Annotated in this window: 15 protein-coding genes; 13 read left to right on the top strand and 2 right to left on the bottom strand. The window is 28.8% G+C overall.

Translation table 11 applies throughout. The features are described 5' to 3' along the window. Nucleotides 1-38: 38 nt before the first annotated feature. The 8 genes from pstC (at nucleotide 39) to QOZ84_RS09675 (ending at nucleotide 7,063) form a co-directional block, all read left to right on the top strand. Complete coding sequence (gene pstC, locus QOZ84_RS09710) at nucleotides 39-947, top strand: phosphate ABC transporter permease subunit PstC (RefSeq protein ID WP_284132765.1); 909 nt, start codon at nucleotides 39-41, stop codon at nucleotides 945-947. Between the two features lies 1 nt (nucleotide 948). Next, entirely contained in the window at nucleotides 949-1,773 is an 825-nt protein-coding gene (pstA, locus tag QOZ84_RS09705; protein ID WP_284132764.1) for a phosphate ABC transporter permease PstA, read from the top strand. A gap of 12 nt (nucleotides 1,774-1,785) precedes the next feature. Next, entirely contained in the window at nucleotides 1,786-2,544 is a 759-nt protein-coding gene (gene pstB, locus QOZ84_RS09700) for a phosphate ABC transporter ATP-binding protein PstB (protein WP_284132763.1), read from the top strand. Nucleotides 2,545-2,561: 17 nt separating this feature from the next. Then, complete coding sequence (gene phoU / locus QOZ84_RS09695; RefSeq protein WP_284132762.1) at nucleotides 2,562-3,215, top strand: phosphate signaling complex protein PhoU; 654 nt, start codon at nucleotides 2,562-2,564, stop codon at nucleotides 3,213-3,215. Between the two features lie 172 nt (nucleotides 3,216-3,387). Further along, nucleotides 3,388-4,323: a S8 family peptidase gene (locus QOZ84_RS09690; protein WP_284132761.1), complete on the top strand. Its 936-nt coding sequence runs from the start codon at nucleotides 3,388-3,390 to the stop codon at nucleotides 4,321-4,323. Nucleotides 4,324-4,416: 93 nt separating this feature from the next. Beyond that, the gene (gene wecB, locus QOZ84_RS09685) at nucleotides 4,417-5,523 is read left to right on the top strand and encodes a non-hydrolyzing UDP-N-acetylglucosamine 2-epimerase (protein WP_284132926.1); all 1,107 of its coding nucleotides are present in this window, start codon (nucleotides 4,417-4,419) and stop codon (nucleotides 5,521-5,523) included. A 98-nt stretch (nucleotides 5,524-5,621) separates the two neighbouring features. Then, nucleotides 5,622-6,128, top strand: coding sequence for an SPOCS domain-containing protein (locus QOZ84_RS09680; protein WP_284132760.1), 507 nt, complete (start codon nucleotides 5,622-5,624; stop codon nucleotides 6,126-6,128). A 44-nt stretch (nucleotides 6,129-6,172) separates the two neighbouring features. Further along, entirely contained in the window at nucleotides 6,173-7,063 is an 891-nt protein-coding gene (locus QOZ84_RS09675) for a DUF11 domain-containing protein (protein WP_284132759.1), read from the top strand. Between the two features lie 55 nt (nucleotides 7,064-7,118). On the opposite strand, the gene QOZ84_RS09670 is transcribed toward QOZ84_RS09675, so the two are convergent. Then, the gene (locus QOZ84_RS09670; RefSeq protein ID WP_284132758.1) at nucleotides 7,119-10,550 is read right to left on the bottom strand and encodes an isopeptide-forming domain-containing fimbrial protein; all 3,432 of its coding nucleotides are present in this window, start codon (nucleotides 10,548-10,550) and stop codon (nucleotides 7,119-7,121) included. Between the two features lie 212 nt (nucleotides 10,551-10,762). Here QOZ84_RS09670 and QOZ84_RS09665 point away from each other — a divergent pair, with 212 nt between their 5' ends. The 5 genes from QOZ84_RS09665 to QOZ84_RS09645 all read left to right on the top strand — a co-directional run bounded on the left by QOZ84_RS09665 (nucleotide 10,763) and on the right by QOZ84_RS09645 (nucleotide 22,848). Further along, nucleotides 10,763-18,841 (top strand): DUF7507 domain-containing protein, encoded by an 8,079-nt coding sequence (locus QOZ84_RS09665; RefSeq protein ID WP_284132757.1) that lies wholly within the window; start codon nucleotides 10,763-10,765, stop codon nucleotides 18,839-18,841. 122 nt (nucleotides 18,842-18,963) lie between these two features. Next, nucleotides 18,964-19,611, top strand: coding sequence for an FMN-dependent NADH-azoreductase (locus tag QOZ84_RS09660; RefSeq protein WP_284132756.1), 648 nt, complete (start codon nucleotides 18,964-18,966; stop codon nucleotides 19,609-19,611). Nucleotides 19,612-20,041: 430 nt separating this feature from the next. Further along, the gene (locus tag QOZ84_RS09655) at nucleotides 20,042-21,391 is read left to right on the top strand and encodes an APC family permease (protein ID WP_284132755.1); all 1,350 of its coding nucleotides are present in this window, start codon (nucleotides 20,042-20,044) and stop codon (nucleotides 21,389-21,391) included. 186 nt (nucleotides 21,392-21,577) lie between these two features. After that, complete coding sequence (locus QOZ84_RS09650) at nucleotides 21,578-22,300, top strand: polysaccharide deacetylase family protein (RefSeq protein WP_284132754.1); 723 nt, start codon at nucleotides 21,578-21,580, stop codon at nucleotides 22,298-22,300. A gap of 107 nt (nucleotides 22,301-22,407) precedes the next feature. Further along, nucleotides 22,408-22,848 carry a hypothetical protein gene (locus tag QOZ84_RS09645; RefSeq protein ID WP_284132753.1) on the top strand — a complete coding sequence of 147 codons (441 nt, stop codon included), beginning with the start codon at nucleotides 22,408-22,410 and terminating at the stop codon, nucleotides 22,846-22,848. 117 nt (nucleotides 22,849-22,965) lie between these two features. Here the strand turns inward: QOZ84_RS09645 and QOZ84_RS09640 are convergent, their stop codons facing one another. Next, on the bottom strand, nucleotides 22,966-23,685 hold the full coding sequence (locus QOZ84_RS09640; protein WP_284132752.1) for a glycosyltransferase: 720 nt from the start codon (nucleotides 23,683-23,685) through the stop codon (nucleotides 22,966-22,968). Nucleotides 23,686-23,735: the final 50 nt, after the last annotated feature.

The following is a 23,735-nucleotide window of genomic DNA, read 5'->3' as shown; positions in this document are numbered from 1 at the left end:
AAGTTAATAAAGTCTCCCTATTAGGGAGACTTGCCTATATGGAGGATTACATGCAAATTAATGAAAAATTAGACAACAACAATAAAAATAAATATTTAATAGATTATATAACACAAAAGGTATTTTTAATAAGTGCATTAGTAGCAGTAATGAGTTTACTACTTATAATAGGTTTTGTATTTTACAAAGGCTTAACTCCATTTATATTGAAAGGTTATTCATTTATAGATTTTATATTTGGAAAAGAATGGGTTCCAAGTGCTGATAAATTTGGTATATTTCCAATGATAGTATCATCATTATTAGCAACTTTTGGTTCTTTAGTAATAGGAGTACCAATTGGAATTTTTACAGCTGTATTTATAGTTGAAATTGCACCAAAAAAATTAGGTGAAATAATATCTCCAGCAGTTGAATTATTAGCAGGGATACCATCTGTTTTATATGGAGTATTTGGAATTGCCTTTATAGTCCCAAACATTCAAAAGATATTTAATTTACCCAAAGGGCAAAGTTTATTGGCCGTAATAATAGTATTAGCAATTATGATGCTGCCTACAATAATAGCTGTATCAGAGACAGCTATAAGAGCAGTACCAAAGTCTTACAAAGAAGGATCTCTGGCTCTTGGAGCATCCAAAACTGAAACAACCTTTAAAGTTGTAGTGCCAGCAGCTAAATCAGGTATTTTAGCAGCTGTAGTATTAGGCGTAGGAAGAGCTATTGGAGAGACTATGGCAGTTATATTAGTAGCTGGAAACTCTCCAGTTACACCAAATTCTATAATGGATAGTGTAAGGTTACTTACAACAAATATAGCACTTGAAATGGGATATGCATTTGGAACTCATCAAGAGATGTTATTTGCAACCGGCGTAGTATTATTTATATTTATATTAATATTAAATTTAATATTAACTAAAATATCAGCTAAGGCGGGAAGCTAATATGAGAAAACTAAAAGAAATTATACTTAATTTAACAGTATGGTTATGTGCAATGTTTACAGTATCTGTATTAGCATCAATAGTTGGATTTATATTTATAAAAGGTATAAAGTTAATAAAACCATCATTTTTATTTAGTGATTACTCAGCAAATGGAAGTGGTGGGATATTACCTATGATAGTTGCTACATTGTATACTATATTTTTAGCAGTTTTAATAGCTACACCAATAGGTGTTTTAGCTGCTGTGTACCTTAAAGAATATGCAAAACAAGGTAAAATCGTAAAAATAATAAGATTTGCAACTGAAAGTTTAGCTGGAATACCATCTATAGTATATGGGCTCTTTGGTGGAATATTTTTTGTAGTAGTACTTGGATTTAATTATTCAATATTATCAGGGGCATTAACTGTATCTATAATAATACTTCCATTTATAATTCGTACAACTGAAGAATCATTAAAAACTGTTCCGATAAATTATAGAGAAGCTTCATTAGGACTTGGAGCAACTAGATTTCAGACTTTATATAAAGTAGTACTACCAAGTGCTGTACCTGGAATACTATCGGGACTTATATTATCAATAGGTAGAGTAGTTGGAGAGTCAGCAGCAATATTACTTACAGCAGGAACTGTAGCACAAATGCCACATGGCATATTTGATAGTGCAAGAACATTAACGGTTCATGCATATTTAGTTACTAAAGAAAAAGGAAATATAGAAGAAGCAGCCGCTATAGGAATAGTATTGATAGTTATAATATTAATTTTAAATTCTTTAGCAAAATTGATAAGTAAAAAAATCAATAAAGCAAATTATTAAAGAGGTGCAAATATGTCACAAAAAACTAAGATAAGTGTAAAAAATTTAGAATTATACTATGGAGATAATAAAGCATTAAATGGAATTAATATAGATATAGCTGAAAATGAAGTAACAGCTTTTATAGGTCCATCTGGGTGCGGAAAATCAACATTTCTAAGAACTTTAAATAGAATGAATGACTTAATAGACAATGTGAAAATAACGGGTGTTATAAAAATAGATGGAGAAGATATTTATAAAAGTGATGATGTTATAAAGCTTAGAACAAAAGTAGGAATGGTATTTCAAAAGCCAAACCCGTTTCCTATGAGCATATATGATAATGTGGCTTATGGACCTAAGGTACAGGGAATTAGAGATAAAAAAAAATTAGATGAAATTGTACAAAGAAGCTTAAAAGATGCAGCTATATGGGATGAAGTTAAAGATAGATTAAAAACTTCAGCATTAGGTTTATCAGGAGGTCAACAACAGCGTGTATGTATAGCTAGAGCAATAGCTATGAATCCAAAAGTTATATTAATGGATGAACCAACTTCAGCACTAGACCCTATATCAACATTAAAAATAGAAGAACTTATACAAAATATGAAGGGCAAATATACAATTGTTATAGTTACTCATAATATGCAGCAAGCAGCTAGGATATCTGATAAAACAGCTTTCTTTTTAAGCGGAGAAATAATTGAATTTGACAATACTACTACAATTTTTACAAATCCTACAAATAAAAAAACAGAAGATTATATAACTGGAAGATTTGGTTAAAAGATAAGGAGATTTTTATGAATATTAGTAACATGGACTTAAATATAAATAAATTAACTGATTTAACTTTACAAATGATGGATAAATGTGAAAATATAGTTATTAAATCTGTAGATGCGATGGTATCTAAAGATATAGAACAATCGAAAGAGATACTAATTCTAGATAATGAAATAGATGACTTAAGGTCCTACATAAGAGATAAAAGTATAGAACTTATAGCTCTAAAGCAACCACTAGCAACAGATCTAAGAATTATACACGCACTTGGTGTTATAGCTATAGAACTTGAAAGAGTTGGGGACTATGCAGTAAATATAGCCATGGAGACTATAAAAATAGGAAGTGATGAATACGTAGAGAAGTTAATAGATATACCAAAGATGAAAGATGTTTGTGTATCTATGCTTAAAAATGCTAAAGTTGCTCTTATGGAAAATGATGAAAAACTTGCATACAAAACAGCACTTCAAGATGATATAGTAGATGAATTATACAATGATGTGTATGTAGATGCCTTAGGAGCAATGCATAAAAATTCTGATAATATAAACCAAGGTGTAAAGCTATTGTTTGTAGGACGATATTTAGAGAGAATAGGAGATCATATAACTAATATTTGTGAATTGGTTATATATGCAATAAAAGGTGAAATGATAGAGATAGATTAGCTGCTAATTAAAATTAGTAGTTTTTTATGTGAAAAATAATAAGTCGTTCTTTAATTACAAATTGTAACTATCTATAACATAAAATCATATTTTATACTTAGATACAATTAAAAATAATTTCTTATGATATATAAATAATGAAGTATTTTACAATATAAAAGGATGATATATTATGAATGAAAACTTAAATCTAATACCATTTTTTATTGAAGGTAAAGCATCTGATTTATCATATTCTATTCCATATGGAGTTAACATTATAAATGCACCTATGTTGTGGTCAAAAGGTTATACAGGCAAAGGTATAGTTATAGCAGTTATAGACACAGGCTGTGATACAAAACATCCAGCTTTAGATGGTAGAATAATTGGAGGAAGAAATTTCACTGATGATGATAACTCAGACCCTAATATATACGAAGATTACCAAGGTCATGGAACTCATGTGGCTGGAACCATAGCAGCAAATAATGATAAAGTAGGTATTACAGGTGTAGCTCCTGGTGCAAAATTATTAATTTTAAAAGCACTAAATAAAAATGGTAGTGGAAGTATGAAGTGGATAATTGATGCTATAAATTATGCAGTATCCAAAAATGTAGACATAATATCAATGTCATTAGGGGGTCCTAAAGATACTAAGGAATTACATGATACTATTATAAATGCTGTAAGTAAAAATATATTAGTTGTATGTGCAGCAGGAAATAGAGGTGATAATGGTAATTCAGCTACTGATGAATTTGATTATCCAGGTTCTTATGATGAAGTTGTAGCAGTTGGAGCGATAGATAAAAATAAAAGTGTAGCTAGATTTAGTAATTCAAATAAATTTGTAGATTTAGTGGCACCGGGAGTAGGTATTTTATCTACCTATAAAAATAAATCTTATGCAACACTAAGTGGGACTAGTATGGCGACACCTCATGTAAGTGGAGCTTTAGCTCTTTTAATAGAGTGGGCAAATAATGAATTTGAAAGAAAGCTTACAGAAACAGAATATTATTCTCAACTTATAAAATGTACAGTACCATTGACACTTTCAAGATCGATCCAAGGAAATGGGTATTTATATATAAATGTTCACAGTATAAATAAAAAAAAATAAAGCTATAAAAAAGCAAGTAGCCTTTATTTGCTTATTAATAGTACACAATATGAATATACTATATCGTATTAACTAAATTGCAAAGGTAGTGAGATAATGAAACTAAAAGTTATGACGATATTTGGAACAAGACCAGAAGCTATAAAAATGGCTCCTCTTGTAAAAGAATTAGAAAATAGATTAGAGATAGAAAGTATAGTTTGTGTAACTGCTCAACATAGAGAAATGTTAGATCAAGTTTTAAGTGTATTTAAAATTGTTCCGGATTATGATTTAGATATAATGAAACAAGATCAAAGTTTAATGGAAATAACTTTAAGAGCTTTAGAAAGTTTAGATAAAGTTATAAAAAAAGAAAAGCCTGATATTGTATTAGTTCATGGAGATACAACTACAACATTAGCTGGGTCTTTAGCAGCCTTTTATAATCAGGTAAGTGTTGGTCATGTCGAAGCCGGTCTTAGAACTAATAATAAATATTCTCCATTTCCAGAGGAAATAAATAGACAAATTACAGATACTATAGCTGATATGTATTTTGCTCCAACTGAGACATCAAAGGAAAATTTATTAAAAGAAGGAAAAGAAGAATATAAAATTTATGTAACTGGAAATACAGCAATTGATGCACTAAAAACAACTATCAAAGGTAATTATGAACATGAAATATTAAAAGAGATAGGAGATGATAAATTAATATTACTAACCGCACACAGAAGAGAAAATTTAGGGGAAAATATGAGGAATATGTTTAGTGCTATAAAAAGAATAATAGACACATTTGAAGATGTTCAAGTTGTATATCCAGTTCACCTAAATCCAAACGTTAGAAAAGTGGCTAATGAAATTTTTAAAGGTAATAAGAAGGTTCATTTAATAGAACCATTAGAAGTAATAGATTTTCACAATTTTATAAATCAATCTTATATAATAATGACTGATAGTGGGGGAATACAAGAAGAAGCTCCATCTCTTGGAAAACCAGTACTTGTGCTTAGGGACACAACTGAAAGACCAGAAGGTGTAGAAGCTAAAACATTAAAATTAGTAGGAGTAAATGAAAATAAAATTTTTGATTTAACATATGAACTTTTAACTAGTCAAGATATATATGACGTTATGTCGCATGCATCAAATCCTTATGGAGATGGTTATGCTAGTAAATATATAGTAGATGCAATAATAGAGAAATTTAAATAATATATGTAATTAGCTCCTAAAAGATAATTAATTGCATAATATTATACTATATTATATTAATAAATAGAATTAATGCGTTATGGGGGAGAAATTATAATATGGATGTTAATATAGATAAAATGAATTGTAACTTATCTTGTTTTGAAGAGTTAAGCCCATTAAAATATTTCAAACAATTTAATGTATATCAAGATGTAGCTTTATATACTAAGAATATAACTATTTGCAATATAGAAAGTACAACTCCAAATATAGAGGTATGTTCAACAAAGATAATAGATACAAAAATAATAAAAACTATGCAAGGTACTTCTTTAGAAGGTCAACACCTAAGCGGGAAAAAACTAATTATAGTAGGCACTGTAAATTTAAGTTTAGTTTTGGAATATTATGTTAACTGTAAACGAAGCAAGGGGTTAAATAAAAATGAGATATTAAAAGTTAGCATACCTTTTAGTACATTTATAATAATTCCAAAAGAAACTTGTGATCAAGAACAAGTTAACTTAAAATATCTAATTGAAGATGTAACAGTTGCTAATATTAGCTTAGATAAAATTTTTATAAGTGTTACAATGTTAATGCAATATATAGATGAATATTAAGTTTTACTTAAGACATTTATTATATAAATAGAAAAGGTGATATGATGAGGGTCATCAATGAGTGCAGAATAGATTTTAAATATAGATTATCACCTCAAAGTCCTTTAGTAGCTAAGACGACTTTGAGTAACATTGTTTCAACAGATATAGTAAAGAATATATTAAAAATAGAAAAATTTGTAGATAAAAAAAATACTTACTATTTTGATATATTAACATATACAATTGATATCTATAATATAAGTGATTATTTAGTAACAGATGTATTTTTTAGAGATAAAATTCCATTAGGAACAGAATTTATTCAAAATTCGGTAGAAATAAATAATATAAAAGTAAGATGTCTAAACCCACAGTATGGTTTTTGTATAGGGGATATAAATTCAGGTTACAAGAAAAGTATAACATTTAAGGTTGTAGTTTTGCCTCTTTGTTTTTGTGAAATTATAAAAAACTATTCTATCATAGAACACGACTATATATATAATATTGAAAAATGTCCTGCAAGAGTACCGATTCAAAGTAATAGAGTGTATACAAAAGTTAACGAAAAAGTATTTAAACAGCTGTCTATAGATAATATATTAACTACATGTGATCCTATATTAAAGATAGTTGATTCTAATGTTAGCATAGAAATATTACAGACAAAACTTGTTAATACTCCTTCTAATGATATATATGGAGAGTGCAAATCAAATATTTGCATGCTTATAGTAATAGGTAGCATTGACTATGAAATGATATTTAAAAGCAAATTTCAAAAAAGTAAATTATTAAGAGATAAATTTGGATTTTCATGTTATATGTTAGTTCCCGTTGGGATAGAATATGTGAATAAAAATAATATAAAAATAATAATTGAGAATGCATCAAGCAACTTAATTAATAAAAATACAGTGTTTATAAATACCAATATATTACTGCATTATTAAAGGCCATAGACTATATTTAAATAATCTATGGCTTTTAATAATGTTATAAAAAGTGTTAACTAGGATCTATATTTAATACTGTTTTTTCTGGGTAAGGATTAGTTTTAGATTTAGCGGTAACTATAAAATCATATCTAACTCCTAAAGACTGTGAAGTAGGAATCAGTGCTGTAATTTTGATAGTTTTGTTAGTATTAGGAGCTGAATTTTTCATTATATCTAAGTCCGCTTGATAAAGCGTATTTGGTAATACATCTGTGATTTTTATATCATCTATATATAATGTATACCCTATAGCAACCTTTTGTATCGTCAATGTGAAATCATCATATCCTCCACCTATATTTTTAAAGTAATCAATTATTATAGCTGTATTACCTGGTGGTGTTACTATAAATGATGTTGAATCATTTATTTGATTTAATGGATTTGGCATAAGTGATACGCCAGGAGGTAGAATACAAGTTAATATATTACTTTTTTCACCGCTATATACTTTTGTAGGAGAAATATCATTATAATATGAAATTGCAGTTGCCTGAGTATTTATAGATGTACCTGCTCTTAAATTTGACTTAGGTATGACTGTGAAAGTTACATAACCAGATACAGACGAATCTAATTGAGGTATCGTTATAATGATTTTCTTTGATGAACTATTATAAGTTGCGCCACATAAAACTGTTGTATCTATCCAAGAAAACAAAAAATTATTATTAATAGGTATTTCGATAGTTCCATTTAATAATTTAATAGCACTATTATTTTGGAAAATTAACTTAAATTGCATAATAGCATTAGTATTTATATTAGCAGTTTGATTATATATAACTGATGTTGTTTTATCAGTTGCACTTAAGTTCATTACTAAATTAGGATGATTTATTGTTACTGACAAAGACTTACTAATAGTTGTAAAGCTACCACCCTGAATTTGTTGGTATAAGCATTGAACAGTATTGGTTTGGGTTGAAGTAGTAGCATTTAGAGATTTATTAGCATTGCTTATTTTAGCTGTCATTATATAGACAATAGTTATAGCCAAAGCTCTAGCATCTACAGTTCCTTCGGTAGGGAAAGTAACTACATTAGAAGAAACTGAAGGTGTAATTAGATTTCCATTTTTATAAGATGGTCCCGTATAAATCTGTCCGCCACTTGGCAAAGTATCTTTTACATAAAGTCCATAGGCAATAGTACCTTGAGGAATAGTAATAGTAAGTGAGTAAGTTATAAGTGAACCTACTTTGAAAATATCATAAACATTTACTTTAGAAAGTGCTATAGCTAATGAAGATATAGTTATAGATACAGTTTTATTTAGATTAGTATATTGAAAATTATCTGAACTTGCATCATATATTTGTGAATACGGATTAGTATTAGTAGCTGTAGTTGTAATATTAATGCTAGGTGCTAAAACAGAACTTATAGTTACATTGTATGTTAAAACTAAAGATTGGCCAGGTGCTAATTTATTTATATAAACAACTATATTATTGCCTTGAATTTCAGGGGCATTATAACTGCCAGGACATGTTACTTTTAAACTAGCTTGATTAAGTACAAACCAAGTAGACAAAGTATCATTAAGAGTAAAGTTAAATGCATCCGTTTCGCTACCAAGTGTATTTGTATTAGTTAATGTTACGGTATAGGTATAAATCTCATTTGCTTGGATTGCATTTTTGTTAGGTCCAGATACAGACTTAGTTAATGTTAAGTTTGGAGTACCTATATTAATATTTACTTGAGAACGACTACTATAAGCATATCCATAGGTATTTATTCCTTTTAATTTCATTAAGTTAGCATTTTGAGAAGAAGAACCAAGTAACTTTATTGGAACTTTAAAGTTAATAGTCGCTAAAGACAATCCTGGAATATCTCCATAATTAAAATCTACTCCATGTGGACTAATCATTTGAGGCTGTAAAATTGGGTTATATCCTGTATATAAATAGTTTAAATTTTCTATAGGATCAGCAGATAATGGGAAAAAGTCATCTATATATACTTGCTTTTGAATCGCTTTTAAAGTAGAAGCATTATAAGTTAAAGTATATTCTGCTAAGTCACCAGGAGCTAGAGTATTTATAGTTTTAGGAGTTCCATTTTTATAATATCCTTTTATAAATTGTTTATTTATAGATCCAATACTTATGCTAGAAGATACACTAGCATTATCTGTAACGGTAGTTAATGGCCCAAAGAGGATACCTGAAATATCTGTAGTAGCTAAAAATGGATCAGAGGCAACTACTGGTAAATTTAAAAACTCACTATCTTTTTTATATCTATAATAACTATCAATCTTTGCATTTATAGTTACTGCTTTAGTAGAATTTTGTGTGGCTAAGGCAAAATTATAAGTCATATAATACCCTTGTAAAATAGGGTCATCAATAACTGAAGTTGGAGCAGATGAACTAGATATATAAAATACTCCATCAGGTAAAAAATAATGAACGACTATATTTTGTATATTGTAATATTGCCCAACCTTATACACATAAGTGTAGGTTACAGTGTTTTGTACATCTACTAAAGACTTGCTTGTAGAAGTTGTTATTATTAAATCCATAGCTAAGAAACTAGTACTACTATCACTACTTGAGATTATAAGAGGATCTGCAGAATTCATATTAACAAACATATTTAACTTAGTTCCATGAATTATAAAATTGCCTTGATTATTATTGTATTGATTCCATACGGCATAGCTAAAATTTAAAGTAGTGTTACTACCAACTGAAAGATTAATACTTCCATAATAAATCTGAGTGTATAACTTATTGTCAATACTTACTAAGCTTATAGTAGGAGTACTAAATTTTGAAGCATCTGTACCAGATACTGTAATATTTCCAATATATCTTATACCATCATCTAATAATATAGTTACATTAATTAAAGATGATGAAACTGAATTGTTATAAAATTTATAGGTGGCAGTGTTTACTTGGGTATAGTCATTTAATGCAGGTGAGCTTCCAGCTCCTTTTAATACTTTTGATGATGTTGATACAGTACTGTAAAACCTAACTGACTGAAATGTCATAGCTATTTGTTGGGTGATTACTTGATTTCCTATATCATAGATTCCTCTAGGCATAGTATCTACTTGACAAGATACGTTTATTCCCGAAAAGATATATCCAAAAGGAACATTAGACCCATTTTTAAACTTAGTATTACATTTGACTGTAATGCTAAAATTATAATTTATTTCCATTGGAGCAAGATCTTTTAGATTTATCCATGAATATGTGATACTATTATCTGCATTTACTACACTTGAAGTTTGAGGTATAGTAGATGTTGAAATAACTAAACCATCTGGTAATGTTAAATAAAGTCCTAAGTTGTATAATCTTTGGCTACTACTAAGATTTTTTATACTTATATTAAATGAAGATGTATTGCCTATTATAATTGGTATATTTTGAGTTTTATCAATACTCATGCTTAATATATTTGAAGGCATAGCGTCACTCCTTTGATTATTATCTTTATATTATATTCACCATACTTATTTCATGTTACGACAAATTAGTATGAAATATAAATTTAAAATAAAATATAAAATAGTAACTAATTAAAAATATTTTAATATTATAGATTAAGGCCGCTTCATGTAAAAAATAAGGCCGTATACAAAAAAATAAAATATTATTAAAATTTTAAGGAGGACAAAAAGTGTCTTTAACACCTCGTTTTTCCGTAATAGATAAGGCCATATTAGTGGCCACAGGAAATAGTTTAGTAGTATGTGGTAGTACAACTGCTACAGAAAATAATACTTCAAGTATGATTAAACCAGATGGTAGCACTACAAGGGATTATTCAGAAGCAGGAAGTACTGCGAACTTAAATATATTATCAAATAGTACAATATTATATGCTGAGCTTGTATGGTATTCTACTGTAAAAAGCAATGTTCAAGGAACATTAGATCTTAGAAGTATACAAGATAACCCAATAACATTTACTACATCAAAAGGCAGTTATCAAATAACACCTCAATATACAGATAGCTATAGCGCAATATCAGGAAGTATAGATAGATATAGAGCAGCAGATGTAACAAATTATATAAAAGATTCTTTATCAGGAAGTTATACTGTATCTAAAGTTCCTACAAGTTTACCAGACACGGGGCTAAGTAATTCAAGAGCTGGATGGTCATTAGTAGTAATATATAGAAACAATGCTTTCTCACCTCAAAAAATTCTTTATACTTCTGGTATATTTGCAGCAACCCCAGATACGCCATTACAAACAACTCTTGCAGGATTTACGACTAGTTCACAACAAGATCAATTAAAAGGTAGTGTATTCTTATCTTGTGCTAATGGAGAGCCTTTAAACGGTCAAGAATTCGTATATGCAGGTCAGTCTTTTGCACAATTATATAATATAGGTAATTCTGTATATAGTCCAAATCCTAATCCATCAACAGCACCAAACAATGCAGGAAATAGCTTTTTCTCAGGAGTTATAAATGTAGCTGATCCTCTGAGTTCTAACAATGGGCTTTTAAATATAAATGGTACTAACGGTACTCATAATAATGATGGATTTGTACCAACGCAAACATTAAATGGAAGAAACAAATGGGATATAACAAATGTTGACATATCAAATACATTAGTAACAAACCAAACACTGTTAGCAGGACAAATAACAGAAAGTGGAAGTGGAGATGGAATTCAATTAGTAGCCTTAGGTGCACAAGTAAAAGCACAAGCTCCTGATATAACAGCAGTATTAGATGCGTATGATATAGATGGAGACAGCGAATATAATGTTGAAGTTGGAGAGCCATTAGTTTATGCAGTCCAAATAAAAAATGATGGTAGTGTAGATGCAAATAACGTTATATTATCTGCTGTATTAAATTCATCAACTTCATTTATTCCAGGTTCAGTTACAATAAATGGTGCATCTAATCCTACAGCAAATATAGCTAGTGGAATCAATGTTGGAACTGTTGCAGCTAAAGGTATTACAAATGTATTATTTACAGTTAGGATAAATTCAGTACCGTCAGGAGGATTATTACACCAATTAGCAAACTATAGTTATCAATTTAATTCAGGTATAGATACTATTACAAATTATGCTAGCACTAATTCTATGGAAGTAATAGTTCAAGATGGATTATTGAGTATTGTAAAATTAGCTTCAAAAACTACAATGAATGTAGGGGAAACTGTAACTTACACAATTGATATAGCCAATATAGGTACAGAAATTGCAAAAGATATGTTCTTCCAAGATAAGGTTAATCAAAATTGCTCATTTGTACCTGAAACTGTAGTTATAGACGGAGTAGCTTATCCTAATTATGATCCAACAGTAGGTATTTTATTACCTGACTTACCTGTTGGAAGCAGTACTGAAATAGTATTCCAATCTATAGTTAATTCATTACCTGCATCTACAAAAGTAAGTAATGTATCTACTATAACTTTTGGATATGTATTTAATCAATATGGATATTTAAGAGAAAAAACTATATTTAGTAATATTACATCTATACAAGTTCAATATATAGATATAATTGGTGAAAGATGCAATAATAATAATTATCCTAATGTAGGAGATACAGTGACTTATACACTAAGTTTAACTAATATAGGAAATTTACCTGCATCAAGTGTTCAAGTATTAGAGCCGACAGTACCAGGTGCTACGTTTGTTAGTGGTAGTGTTAAAACAAATGGAACTATACAACCAACATTAAATCCTTTTGACGGATTTATATTGCCAGATCCTATAAATGCTCAGCAAACTACAAATGTAGAGTATAAAGTCTTAGTAAATGAAATTAATCCTGCTGATTTAATAGAAAATATAGCTCAAGTACCATTTAAGTACCAAATATCACAAGGAAGCACTGTTATAGAAGTAGAAAAAGATTCTAATAAAGTTGATACAATAGCAAACTACGTATGTATGAATATTGTTGAAAGCGTGGATAAGGCATATGCGATTGTAGGAGACACTTTATATTACAAAGTAAATGTAAGTAATAATGGAAATATAAATGCTACAAACACAGTATTTTTATCTAATATACAAGCAGAGACATCTTTTGTGTCTGGTTCGGTATCTATAAATGGAATACCTTATCCAGCATATAACCCAAATCAAGGATTTACTCTTGGAACTATTTGCTCAGGTGGAACAATAGAAGTAACTTATAAAGCTAAGGTCGATACTGTTCCTAACCCAAATATAGTATATAACCAATCTGATGTGGTATATAGTTACAAACCGGACCCTAATGGAAGTATATTGACAAGTGCAGTATACAGTAATATAGTGCAAACTATTATAAATAAAGCAGGATACAGTGTAACTAAATCTGTAGACAAATCTTATGCAAAACCTGGAGATTATATTGTTTATACAACAGTTATACAAAATACAGGAACTGTGCCTTTAACTGATATGAAATTTGTGGATTTCCTTGGTGTTTATTTATCATTCTATCCAGGAAGTGTATATGTTAATGGTGTTAATCATCCAGAATATAACCCAAGTACACAATTTCCAATAGGAACTATGCATCCTGGAGATACTACTACAATAGTATTTGGAGTTTCTATAATATCTAATACGCCAGTTGGATATATACCAAATATGTCAGAAGTTACACTTAGCTATCAACAAATTCCAAGTAGCCCAGTAGTAACTGACACTGTATATTCTAATATAGTTAAAACTTATGATCCTTATGCATCAATAGCTTTAGTAAAAAATGTAGATAAGTCATATGCAGGTGTAGGAGAAACTTTAACTTATTCATTTACAGCAACTAATACAGGGAATGCAAATGCATTTAATACATTATTTGCAGATATAATTCAATCTGAGGCAACTTTTGTACCTGGTTCTGTAATGGTAAATGGAATAAGTAAACCAGCTTATAACCCTCAAACAGGATTCACATTAGGAACGATGGTTGTAGGTCAGGTTGTAACAGTTCAATTTAAAGTAACTGTTGATAGCTTGCCAACTCCAAACACTATCAAAAATAATGCGACAACATCGTATAGTTATTATATAGATCCAAATGATGAACCTGTAACTGAGACTAAAACAAGTAATACTGTTACTACAGTAATAAACACTTATTTAGCAACATTGACTAAATCCGTAGATAAGTATTATGCAACAGTAGGAGATATTTTAAATTATGAAGTTATAGCAGCTAACAATGGCACAGTACCTCTAACAAATGTTAGCTTTAAAGATATAATACCAAATGGAGCTACATTTGTAGCAGATTCTGTAATTATAGATGGCGTAAGTAAGCCAGGATTTAATCCAAACACAGGATTTATAATAAATAATGTATTACCTGGTGGAAACGTTGTTGTAATGTTTAAGGCAACAGTAACTAGTGTTCCAACATCTACACAAATTAATAATAGCGCTAACATCAATTTTAAATATCAATTAAGCCCATCACTACCTTACATTGATGGAAGCTTAACAAGTAATACAGTTACAACAAATGTAAAAATGATGGCTGTAACTAATACTAAGAGTGTAAATAAAATTTATGCAACAGTAGGAGACACATTAACTTATACTTCAGTAATAGCCAACAACGGTAATGTAGATATAACTAGTACTAATTTTATAGATAATGTACCAAGTCATACAACTTTTGTAGCCGGAACTGTAAAAATAGGATCAACAACATATCCAGAGTATGTCCCTAATGCTGGATTTCCATTAGGAACTATAATGCCTGGATCATCTGTAACGGTAACTTTTGATGTAACTATAGATAGTGTACCAGGTGATGGGTATATAACAAACTCATCTGTAGTAAACTATCAATATAAAATAGATCCAAATGGAGTATCAATCTTAGCAAGCGCAACAAGTAATACAGTAACGACTTATATAAATATGGGTAACTTAACTATAACTAAAGTTACTGATAGAACTATAGCTAGATTAACTAATGTTATAACTTATAATTTTGTTGTAGCTAATACCGGTAACACTATATTAAAGAGTTTGTATTTCAAAGATATAATTCAATCAGAATCTTCATTTAACATAGGTTCAGTATATGTAAATGCTGTTAATAAAGCTAATTATGACCCTAACACTGGATTTACATTAGATGATATATCAGTAGGAAATCAAACAACAATTAGTTTTACAGTAACAGCTAATACTTTACCAGTAGATAATAAGTTATTAAATAAAGCTGATGTAGATTATTCTTATTATGTAGATCCAAACACAAGCCCTACGACTAAGACAAAAACATCTAATACAACTACAGTTTATGTATATGACACTATAATATCTGCTAATAAATATGTAGATAAGTCAATAGCTAAAATAGGAGATACTTTAAACTTTACTATAGATATAAATAATGGTGGAAATGTTCCAGCACAGACAGTCCTTTTTCAAGATATACTCGATTCTCATATAATATTTGTAACAGACTCTGTATATGTAAATGGAACTCAAAAACCTGGATATAGCCCAAGTGATGGATTCCCACTAGATGATATAGCACCAAACACAACTATAACAATAATCTTCCAAGCTACAGTAGCTAGTAGACCTGCTAATAATACAATCTACAACTTTGCTACTATAGATTATGAATATACTGTAGGAGAAGATGTTATAACTGCAGCTATTAATACTAATACTACACAAACTTATGTCGCAACAGGAGAATTAACTCTTACTAAATCTGTAAATGCATTATATGCTACAGTTGGAGATAATTTAAATTACGATGTAGTTATAAAAAATACTGGTTCAGTAAATGCAACAAGTTTAAATTTTAAAGACTTAATGCCTCCTTCAACTTCATTTAACACAGGAAGTGTAGTAGTAGATGGAATACCAAAACTAATGTTTAATCCAGATGAAGGATTTATTTTATCTGATTTAGAACCAAACCAATATCATACAGTAGTTTTTAGCATTCATGTTGATTCTCTACCAGTAAGTGGTAAGGTTGAAAATACTGCTGATACAACATTCACTTATAAGTTAACACCAAGTGATAATCCTGTAACTATGACAGCTACTTCTAATAAGGTTACAACTCTTATTAAAATAGGGAAAATAAATGCAACAAAAGTAGTAGATAAAGCATATGCAACAATAGGAAATACTCTAAACTATACTATAACTATAAACAATGAAGGTAATGCCAATTGCTTTGATTTGTTTTTCCAAGATATAGTTCAAGTAAATGCTAGCTTTATACCTGAATCAGTAGTAGTTAATGGTGTAAGTAAGCCTGGGTATAATCCAAATACAGGATTTAGTTTAGATGATATACCTGGATATGGAAGTACTACTGTTTCATTTGCAGTAACAGTCCAGACTTTACCACTAGACTACGTTATCTACAACTATGCTTCAGGGCAGTATAAATATTATATAGATCCAGCTAACCAACCAGTTGTAGTAGAAGGTATAACTAATACAGTAACTACAGTAGTAAATGTAGGTTCATTAAGTGCTACTAAGTCAGTTAGCAAAGCATATGCTACTATAGGAGATGTGTTAACTTATACGGTTAATATATTAAATAATGGGAACGTACTTGCTAAAAATGTAAACTTTAGAGATGTCATACCAAATGGATTAACTTTTGTAGATGGATCAGTAACTATAAATAATGTAGCTTACCCATCATATAATCCGTATGCAAGTTTTACTATAGGAAATATAGTTTCTGGAGATAGTGCAGTTGTTAAATTTGAGGCGACTGTAACTTCATTACCAACACTGTCATTAGTAAGCAATACAGCTGAACTTACTTTTGCTTATCGCATAGATCCTAATGGTTCTGATATACTTTCACAAATTAATTCAAATACTGTCACTACTCAAATAAACTTAGGATCATTAAATCTTACTAAGAGTGTTAATAAAGGATATGCTACTAAGGGTGATGTATTAACTTATACAGTTGTTGTAAGCAATAATGGTAATGTTGATGCAACAACTGTAGGATTTACAGATAATTTACAATCTGATGTAACATTTAATCCAGGATCTGTAAAAATAGATGGTACAACGTATCCAGACTATGATCCTAACATAGGATTTAGTTTAGGAACTATATCACCTCTAAGCTCTGTAACAGTGGTATTTACAGCTACTGTTATACAACAACCAACTCATGACTCAGTACTAAACTACGCAGTAGGAACATTCCAATATAAAATAGATCCAAATGGGTCATATTATAGTAAGTCTGTTCAATCTAACACAGTAATGACTATAATAATAATGCCTAGTTTAACTGATACTAAAACAGTAGATAAATTATATGCAACATTACAAAATACTTTGAACTATGCTATATTAGTAAAAAATACTGGTAATACAACTATATCTCAATTATTCTTTAATGATGTTTTATCAAATGGTGCTGTATTTAAAGCTGGTACTGTAGTAATAGATGGAGTAAGTTATCCAACATATGATCCTATAGCTGGATTTAATTTACCAAATAATCTTTTAGCTGGATTAACTTCACTAGTTCAATTTCAAGCAATAGTAAATACACTACCATCACCACCACAAGTAGCTAACTATGCAACAACAAATGGAGTATACAAAGTAGATCCAGAAGAATCTGATTATCCAATATCTACAATATCAAATACGGTAACTACTAATATAAATATAGGTAGTTTATCGAATGTAAAATCTGTAGATAAGATGTATGCTAAAGTTAATGATACTGTAACTTATGCATCTACAATAACTAATACAGGTAATGTAAATGCAACTAATATATTATTTTCAGATATATTGCAAATAGCATTGACTTATGTATCTGGAACAGTAAGAATCAATAATGTATTATACCCTGAGTTAAATCCAAATACTGGATTTGGATTGTCAGATTTAGCTCCAGGTCAAACTGTAACTGTAACATTTGATGCTAAGATAAATTCATTACCAATACCTGCATATGTAACAAATACTTCACAAGCTCAATTTAGTTATAAAATAGATCCTACGTCAACACCAATAAGTTATACTCAAGATAGTAATCTTGTAACAACTAATGTAGTTTTAGGTAAGATAAATGCAGTTAAAACTGTAGATAAACCAATAGCTACAATAGGAGATACTTTAACTTATACAGTAACATTAACAAACGTAGGTAATGTTATAGATAGTGATGTATTCTTCCAAGATACACCATCAACAGGTGCAACATTTAAAACTGGAACTGTGAAAATTAATGGAGTAAGTAAGCCATCATTTGATCCTACAGTTGGATTTAACATTCCTGATATAGCGATAGGGGATGTTGTAATAGTAGAATTCACTGCTGATGTAGTTTCAGTTCCACCAACAAATGCAGTAACAAATCAAGCTGTTATCACATTTAAATATGTAGTAGATCCAAAACAAGCACCATATAGTGATACAACTTATTCAAATACTGTAACAACTAATATAGCAGTAGGTAATTTAAGTGTAACTAAAGCAGTAAATAAACAGTACGCTACGATAGGTGAAAAATTGACTTATACAGTTACTTTAGTAAATACAGGTAATATAAATGCTACTAATGTAGTATTCTTAGATCCAACTCCTCATAACTCAATATTTGTTTTAGGGAGTGTAACTATAAATGGTGTAAGTCAACCAACTTACAATCCATCAGCTGGATTTAATTTAAATACTATGGTACCTGGTCAAATAATAACAGTTGTTTACCAAGTTCAAGTTATAGATTTATGCTAGATTTATATTAATAAAAATGGAACGCTGATAGCTTTTATCAGCGTTCTTTTTGCTATTTAAACATAGAATAAAAAAAAACATCCTGTAAATAATAATAGTAAAATATGAAAAGAGGTAAATTTATGAAAAAATTACTTTACATAAGTGTTAATTCAAAACCAGAGGACCTATCAGCTAGTAAAACAGTAGCTAGGAAATTTATAAATAGATTCTTAGAGCAAAATAAAGATTTTAAAGTAGAAGAATTAGATTTGTATAAAGAGCATATACCAAGACTTGAATACAAATATTTTGAAAAACGAAATTGCATAATAAAAGAAGAAGATGCAAAACAATTAAATGATAAAGATAGAAAAGAAATACAAAAAATAAGGGACCTGTGTGATCAATTTGTAGATACTAATGTATATGTAATAGCAGCACCAATGTGGAGTTTATCATTCCCTGCACCACTTAAAGAATATATAGATTGTATAATGCAAGATCAAAAGACAATAACATTTGATAGTGGAAAGCCAGAAGGTCTTTTAAATGATATAGATAGAACAGTAGTATACATTCAATCATCAGGAGGTCATATTCCATGGATATTAAAACCTGTGATGAATAAAGGTGTAAATTATGTAGAGAATATAATTAAATTTATGGGAATTAAGAAATTTGAAGAATTATTAGTAGATGGGACAGGATTTACAGAACAAGAGAAAAAAGAAGCTATAGATAAAGCTGAAGGAAAAATAGATGATATAATACACTCCATGAAGTATTAATAAAAGTAAAGCTATATGGTAATTTTACTATATAGTTTTATTTTTATATCTAAAAAGTATTAGTATTAGTTTATAAAATTAAGAAATTGATAAAAAAACTTGATACATTTTAAAATTTAATAAAATTTATATATTGAAAAAAATAATAGGAAAACATTTTTCACAACAGGATTCAAATATATATTAAAATATAAATTATAAATTAAGTACAAAAAATAAGGAAATAACAGCGTTTAATAAAAAATATCAATTGAAAGAAAATATTGAAAATTTAAAAAAATAAAAGATAGTGGTGGTATTATGTCAAAAAAATAAAAACAAGAAAAAACATGTCGAAAAATAGAAAAAAATGTATTGAAAGTAATTAAAAATGCATTATAATTAAAAATGTAAAATGAAATAATAAAATCATATATCTAAGGAGAACGACATGGAAAATAATCAACTTCAAAAAACTCTTGGAATGTCTGCAGCTTTATCAACTGTTGTTGGTATGGTAATAGGAGCGGGAGTATTCTTCAAACCTCAGTCAGTTTATATGTCAACAGGTGGAGAACCAGGATTAGGAGTAATAGCATGGGTACTAGCAGGAATTATAACTATAACAGCAGGACTTACTGCAGCAGAAGTTTCAGCAGCAATACCTAAAACTGGTGGAATGATGATATACATCAAAGAAATCTACGGAGATAGATTAGGATTTTTAACAGGGTGGATGCAAACTGTATTGTTCTTCCCAGGAACAATAGCAGCATTAGGAGTTATATTTGCAGAACAAGCAGTAACTTTAATAGGAAAACCTTCTTTAATGCTTCCGATAGCAGTTGGAATTATATTATTAGTAGCAGCATTAAATACTTTAGGATCTAAAACAGGTGGAGCTATACAAACTGTATCTACACTATGCAAGTTAATACCTCTTATATTAATAATGGTATTTGGATTCATTAAAGGATCAGGACAAAATGAAATATTAACTCCTCTTGTTGGAGAAGGTGTTAATGTAGGTAGTGTAATAGGACAAGTATTAATAGCTATATTATTTGCTTATGATGGATGGATAAATGTTGGAGCTTTAGCTGGAGAGATGAAAAATCCAGGTAAAGATTTACCTAAGGCTATAGTTGGTGGATTAACAGTAGTTATGGCAGTTTATTTAACAATAAACTTAGCATACCTTTGGGTATTACCAGCTAGTGAATTAGCAACTTACTCAGCACCAGCAGCAGCAGTAGCAGAAGCTATATTTGGACCAGTTGGCGGAAAAATAATAACTGTTGGGATATTAATATCAGTATTTGGAACATTAAATGGATTTACTTTAACAGGTTCTAGAGTTGCTTATACTTTAGCAGAGCAAAAAACTTTACCAGGACATAAGTCTTTATCAAAGTTAAACGGAGCTCAAGCACCAGCTAACTCAATATTATTAATAGCAGGATTATCTTCAATATATGCTTTATCTGGACAATTTAACTTATTAAGTGACTTAGCTATATTTGCTATATGGATATTCTATGTATTAACATTTATAGGTGTTATAAAATTAAGAAAAGATCAACCAAACTTACACAGACCATATAAAGTGCCTCTATATCCAATAATACCATTAATAGCAATATTCAGTGGATTATTCGTTGTAGTAAATCAATTATTCTTAGCAGGTATGGAAACTACTATGGTATCTGTAGGAGGACTTATAGTAACTGCAATAGGTATACCAGTTTACAATTATATGGTTAAGAAAAACAAAGAAGAAGGTTCAAGAAAAACAGCATAGATATATATATAAAACTCAAAGTGAAAGCTTTGAGTTTTTTTATATATATTAATTAAAAAAATTAATATATATGTGATAAAACAAGAAAATTAACTAATACTATATAAAGAACAAAGTAAAAATAAATAAAAAAGACGTTCCCAAAATATACAATATAACTTAAAGTCATGCACAGGAGGAACAATAATGAATAGCATAATGAAGAAAAAATTAAAAATAATATTAAGTGGTGGAGTAATAGCAATAGGTACGATAGTATGTAATGTCAAAGTGGTATGCGCTTATAATGAAGAATATAATAATCAAAGAAAAATTGCATATATAACTATTGATGATGGACCATCTAAATATACTGAAAGGATAATAAAAATCCTAAATAAACACAATGCTAAAGCAACATTTTTTATGATAGATAGGAATATGAAAAATTACCCAGATCAAGTAAAAAGTATAATTGAAAATGGAAATACTGCAGGATTTCATACTGTTTCTCATGATATAAATAAGTTATACAAAGACTGTAATTCTGCAAAAGACGAATTTGATATAAACATGAAAACTTTTTATGAAATAACAGGTAAGGAATCTAAATTAATAAGATTGCCATATGGAAGTAAGCCATATACACCAAGTAAATCATATGAAAATTTAGTAGAATCAGGATATAAGCTTTGGGATTGGAATATAGATACTGAAGATTGGAAATTTAGTTCTAACCAAATAATACAAAATGTTAAAAATTATACTCAAAATAAAAATAAAGTAGTTATTTTAATACATGAAAAGCAACAAACAGTAGAAGCACTAGATAAGATATTAGTATATTTAGTAAATGAGGGATATGAACTTTTACCAATAGATGAGAGCCAAAAACCACAAAATTTTTGGTCAGATAATCTTAATCAATAAAAAATTTGATTAGGGTTATATTCATAGTATAAATTTGTGGTAAATATAATACAATTGAATATAATTTAGTATTGAAGTATTTATTTTAAAGGGAGCAATATTTATTTATGGATAATAAAAATACTAAAAAAATAAAGACTAAATGTTCTAAATCAAAGTCTACCACTAATAAATGCACTAAAAATATAGATAAAAATAATTCGTCAAAATGTAGTACAAATAAGCAACTAGATTTAGGACTAAAAAACATATCATATGCAGATTATGTATTGCTAGCTTCAGTAGCAGCTTATGCTATATCTGAGGATTTAAATGATTCAGACTTAGATTTATTAATAGTATTTTTTAGTATGATGTCATCAGATTTAGCTTTAGTTAGAACAAAGAGGGGAATTAGACAAAGAGAACAAGCAAAAAATAATATGTCCAATACAGGTAACGCAGCTGTAGATTCTTCTATTGTCACAGCAGATGAGACTTTAGTGTCGGATTTGCCTAGAAGCGTTAAAGTAAAGAAAAAATGTGTGAAAATAAAAAAGAAAAAATAATAGCAACTATATTTATATTTTATAAAATAGTTGTTTTTATTTTTTTGAGATGGTAAATATGTTATATTTATAACATATTTACAGTATATAATAATAAAAAAAATTATAAATTGAATATTATGGATTAATTATATCAAAATTTATAATATTTATACAATCTTCAAGAGTAGTATTAAGTTTGATATCCTTGCATTTACTTATTAAAATTTTCATATTGTATAAGAAAGTATGCTTATTGTTATCAGCATGCTTAAAAACTATGTGATTAAAAGGGGTTGTAGAATAAATGTTATATCCATTTTTTATACAATCATTATTAAAATAAAGGTCTTCTTTAACGGAGATATCTCTAAACTTTAATTTATTAAAAATTTTTTTATCAAAACAAATAGTAGACCCCATTATAGAAGAAGTATATCCATTTTCTATACCATCATTTTTAAGTATTAGCTTATTAGAATCTTGGAGGTAATAATAAGTCTTATTTTTACCAACAACATAGCACGAATAAGTTAAAAAAGCTCTATAAGCTTCATTCAAGTAGTATTGCCCATAATAATCATCATCGTCAAATTTAGCTATTAAATTATAATTAGACCTGCTAACTCCAAAATTTAAACATTCTCCTAATGAAATTTTTTCTTCAAGCTTATATATCATAATTTTTGAATTTATAGAAATATAGTTAGAAAAATCTTTTAGAGTCATATTGTCATTATTTATAATGATAATAAGTTCTTTATTTTGAAAATTTTGATTGTAGTAATTGTTTATTATATTTTCTATACAATAATTTCTATTTGTTACAGTAATAATGGAGAAACCATCCTTCTTCATAAAAAATCTCCTTATAATACTAAAAATACAAAAGCATTGATATAGTTTCA

The sequence above is a fragment of the Romboutsia sedimentorum genome (assembly GCF_030131845.1).
Lineage (GTDB): Bacteria > Bacillota > Clostridia > Peptostreptococcales > Peptostreptococcaceae > Romboutsia_D > Romboutsia_D sedimentorum.
The sequence above is the reverse complement of the archived record's forward strand: the minus strand, read 5'-3'. Positions and strand labels throughout refer to the sequence as shown.

What these genes read in the sequence shown, in the direction of transcription:
- QOZ84_RS09670 (WP_284132758.1), bottom strand. Translation starts at nt 10,550, where the DNA reads ATGCCTTCAAATATATTAAGCATGAGTATTGATAAAACTCAAAATATA.
- pstA (WP_284132764.1), top strand. Translation starts at nt 949, where the DNA reads ATGAGAAAACTAAAAGAAATTATACTTAATTTAACAGTATGGTTATGT.
- QOZ84_RS09645 (WP_284132753.1), top strand. Translation starts at nt 22,408, where the DNA reads ATGGATAATAAAAATACTAAAAAAATAAAGACTAAATGTTCTAAATCA.
- pstB (WP_284132763.1), top strand. Translation starts at nt 1,786, where the DNA reads ATGTCACAAAAAACTAAGATAAGTGTAAAAAATTTAGAATTATACTAT.
- pstC (WP_284132765.1), top strand. Translation starts at nt 39, where the DNA reads ATGGAGGATTACATGCAAATTAATGAAAAATTAGACAACAACAATAAA.
- QOZ84_RS09655 (WP_284132755.1), top strand. Translation starts at nt 20,042, where the DNA reads ATGGAAAATAATCAACTTCAAAAAACTCTTGGAATGTCTGCAGCTTTA.
- QOZ84_RS09675 (WP_284132759.1), top strand. Translation starts at nt 6,173, where the DNA reads ATGAGGGTCATCAATGAGTGCAGAATAGATTTTAAATATAGATTATCA.
- phoU (WP_284132762.1), top strand. Translation starts at nt 2,562, where the DNA reads ATGAATATTAGTAACATGGACTTAAATATAAATAAATTAACTGATTTA.
- QOZ84_RS09680 (WP_284132760.1), top strand. Translation starts at nt 5,622, where the DNA reads ATGGATGTTAATATAGATAAAATGAATTGTAACTTATCTTGTTTTGAA.
- QOZ84_RS09660 (WP_284132756.1), top strand. Translation starts at nt 18,964, where the DNA reads ATGAAAAAATTACTTTACATAAGTGTTAATTCAAAACCAGAGGACCTA.
- QOZ84_RS09650 (WP_284132754.1), top strand. Translation starts at nt 21,578, where the DNA reads ATGAATAGCATAATGAAGAAAAAATTAAAAATAATATTAAGTGGTGGA.
- QOZ84_RS09640 (WP_284132752.1), bottom strand. Translation starts at nt 23,685, where the DNA reads ATGAAGAAGGATGGTTTCTCCATTATTACTGTAACAAATAGAAATTAT.
- QOZ84_RS09690 (WP_284132761.1), top strand. Translation starts at nt 3,388, where the DNA reads ATGAATGAAAACTTAAATCTAATACCATTTTTTATTGAAGGTAAAGCA.